The sequence below is a fragment of the Sphingomonas bacterium genome (assembly GCF_903643065.1).
Classification (GTDB): domain Bacteria; phylum Pseudomonadota; class Alphaproteobacteria; order Sphingomonadales; family Sphingomonadaceae; genus Sphingomonas.
In genome coordinates this window covers 1-2,702 of sequence record NZ_CAHJWX010000442.1, presented here as the reverse complement: position 1 = coordinate 2,702, position 2,702 = coordinate 1, and the positions used below count along the sequence as shown (strand labels likewise).

3 protein-coding genes are annotated in these 2,702 nt (G+C 73.3%); all 3 read right to left on the bottom strand.

The genetic code is table 11. The annotated features are described in order from the left end of the window. A partial coding sequence (locus HUU95_RS13620) for a hydantoinase/oxoprolinase family protein (RefSeq protein WP_302480132.1) occupies positions 1-1,071 on the bottom strand: 1,071 nt, incomplete at its 3' end. A gap of 45 nt (positions 1,072-1,116) precedes the next feature. Beyond that, positions 1,117-2,361, bottom strand: coding sequence for an adenosylmethionine--8-amino-7-oxononanoate transaminase (locus HUU95_RS13615; protein WP_174280598.1), 1,245 nt, complete (start codon positions 2,359-2,361; stop codon positions 1,117-1,119). Beyond that, a partial coding sequence (gene bioD / locus HUU95_RS13610) for an ATP-dependent dethiobiotin synthetase BioD (RefSeq protein ID WP_174280597.1) occupies positions 2,358-2,702 on the bottom strand: 345 nt, incomplete at its 5' end. The genes HUU95_RS13615 and bioD, both read right to left, overlap by 4 nt.

Below are 2,702 nucleotides of genomic sequence, written 5' to 3'. Positions count from 1 at the left end.
GCCGCGCCGATAGCTCGCCGGCCCCGGATCGGCGCCCGCCGACTCCGGGCCGACGACGAACCGGCCGCCGTCGAAGCGGCAGATCGAGCCGCCGCCCGCCGCGACCGTGTCGATCCGCAGCATCGGCGCGGAGACGCGGACGCCGCCGATCACCGCCTCCTGCCGCCGCTCGAACCCGCCCGCCCATAGCGACCCGTCGGTCGAGGTGCCGCCCATGTCGAAGCCGATGACGCGCGCGACGCCGCACCGCATGGCTGCCGCCGCCATGCCGACGATCCCGCCCGCCGGCCCGGAGAGCAGGGCATCCTTGCCGCTGACCGCGCGCGCCGGGGCGAGCCCGCCCGACGATTGCATGAACAGCGGCGCGCCGGCGAGCTCGGCCTCCAGCCCGTCGACATAGCGGCGCAGCACCGGCGACAGGTACGCGTCCGCCACCGTCGTGTCACCGCGCGCGATCAGCCGGATCAGCGGCGACACGCGGTGGCTGGCGGAGACCTGCGTGAAGCCGATGCGCGCGGCCAGATCGGCCAGCGCCGCCTCGTGCGCCGGATAACGCCAGCCATGCATCAGCACGACCGCGATCGCGCGGACGCCGTCGTCGAACCCGGCGCGAAAGGCCGCCTCCGCCCCCGCCAGATCGAGCGCGCGCACGACGCGGCCCTCGACATCGACCCGTTCGTCGATCTCGACGACGCGGTCGGGCAGGGGCGGGGGGCGGCGGATGGCGCGGGCGAAGATGTCCGGCCGGTCCTGATAGCCGATCGCGAGCGCGTCGCCGAAGCCGCGCGTGATCGCGAGCAGCACCGGCTCGCCCTGCCGCTCCAGCAGCGCGTTGGTCGCGATCGTCGTCCCGATCCTCACCTCGATCGGCGGCAGCGGCCCCTCGGGCGTGTCGGTCAGCCGCCGCACGGCCTCAACCGCCGCGTCGTCGTACCTGCCCGGATCGATCGACAGCAGCTTGGCGACGGCGATGGTGCCATCCGCCCGCTCCGCGACCACGTCCGTGAACGTGCCGCCCCGGTCGATGGCGATCCGGCGGATCGGCGATGGGCGGACGTCGGACCGGGCCATCGTCCGCCTATCGCAGCCGCCCCGATCCTTGTCGACCGACCACCGTCAGATCGCGCAGGCTTCCGCGATCGCCTGGTACACCGCCGCCAGGTCCGCGTCCGTGATGCAATAGGGCGGCATGACGTACACGGTGTTGCCCAGCGGCCGGAGCAGGACGTCCCGCTCGCGGAAGCAGGCCAGCAGGCGGGGCGCGCGATCGGACAGATAGCCCGCGTTGCCGCCGATCTCCATGGCGGTGATCGTGCCCAGCTGGCGCGCGCCGGCGATCGACGACAGCGATGCCAGGGCCGCGAGCCGGTCGGCCTGACGGCGGGCGAGGTCGGCGACGCGTTGGAGCACCGGCTCCTCGCGCCAGATCGCGAGATTGGCGTTGGCGGCGGCGCAGGCGATCGGATTGGCGGTGTAGCTGGACGAATGGAAGAACATCGTCGACCGGTCCGGCCCGTAATGGGCGGCGAAGACCGGCTCGGTCGCCATCGTCACCGCCAGCGGGATCGCACCGCCGGTCAGCCCCTTGGACAGGCACAGGATATCGGGGACGATGCCCGCCTGCTCGCACGCGAGCAGCGTGCCGGTGCGGCCCCAGGCCGCCATCACCTCGTCCGCGATGAACAGCACGTCGTGGCGCGCGCAGACGCGGCGCATCTCTGCCAGCGTCGCGGCCGAATAGATCAGCATCCCGCCCGCGCCCAGGATCAGCGGCTCGACGATCAGCGCGGCGGCGCCATCGCGGCACGCGTGCTCCAGCGCGTCCAGCGTCGCCTGCTCTTGGCCGGCGGCGGGGAAGGGCAGCGTCTCGACGTCGAACAGCAACGGCGCATAGGCGCGGTTGAACACGCCGCGCGCGCCGACCGACATCGCGCCGATCGTGTCGCCGTGATAGCCATGTTCCAACACCAGGATGCGGTGGCGCGGCTCGCCCCGGTGGAGCCAATAGCCGAGCGCCATCTTCAGTGCGACCTCGACGCTGGTGGAGCCCGAGTCGGAGAAGAACACCCGGGTCAGCTCGGGCGGCATGATCGCGCGCAGCCCCGCCGCAAGCGTCTCGGCCGGCTCGTGCGTCCAGCCGGCGAAGATGATCTGATCCAGCCGGCCCGCCTGCTCGGCGATCGCGGCGGCGATGCGCGGGTGCGCGTGGCCGTGCGTCGTCACCCACCAGGACGAGATAGCGTCGATCACGCGCCGGCCGTCGGCGGTGAACAGCGCCGCGCCCTCGCCCCGCGTGACGAGCGGGATCGGCTCGCCCAGGCCATGCTGGGTGAAGGGGTGCCAGATGGGCGAGGTGGTCATTCGAAGTCCGCCAGCCGGAAGCCGTCGAGGAACGCCGCCCGCAGCGTTTCGGCCGTCAGCGTCGGGAGGCGGGGCAGGCGGCCGAGCCGCCGGACGCGGCCGAGCGCGGCGATCGTCGCCTCGCTGTCCTCGACCGGATCGCCGTTGAAGGCGACCCCCAGGATCGGCACGCCCCGCGCGCGCAACGCCTCGATCGTCAACAGGCTGTGGTTGATCGTCCCCAGTCCGGTGCGCGCGACGATCACCACGCGATGTCCCCAGCGGGCGAACAGGTCGGCGTAGAGGAGCGCGCGCGTGACGGGCACCAGCGCGCCGCCGGCGCCCTCGACGACGAGCGGGCC

What these genes read in the sequence shown, in the direction of transcription:
- HUU95_RS13615 (WP_174280598.1), bottom strand. Translation starts at nt 2,361, where the DNA reads ATGACCACCTCGCCCATCTGGCACCCCTTCACCCAGCATGGCCTGGGC.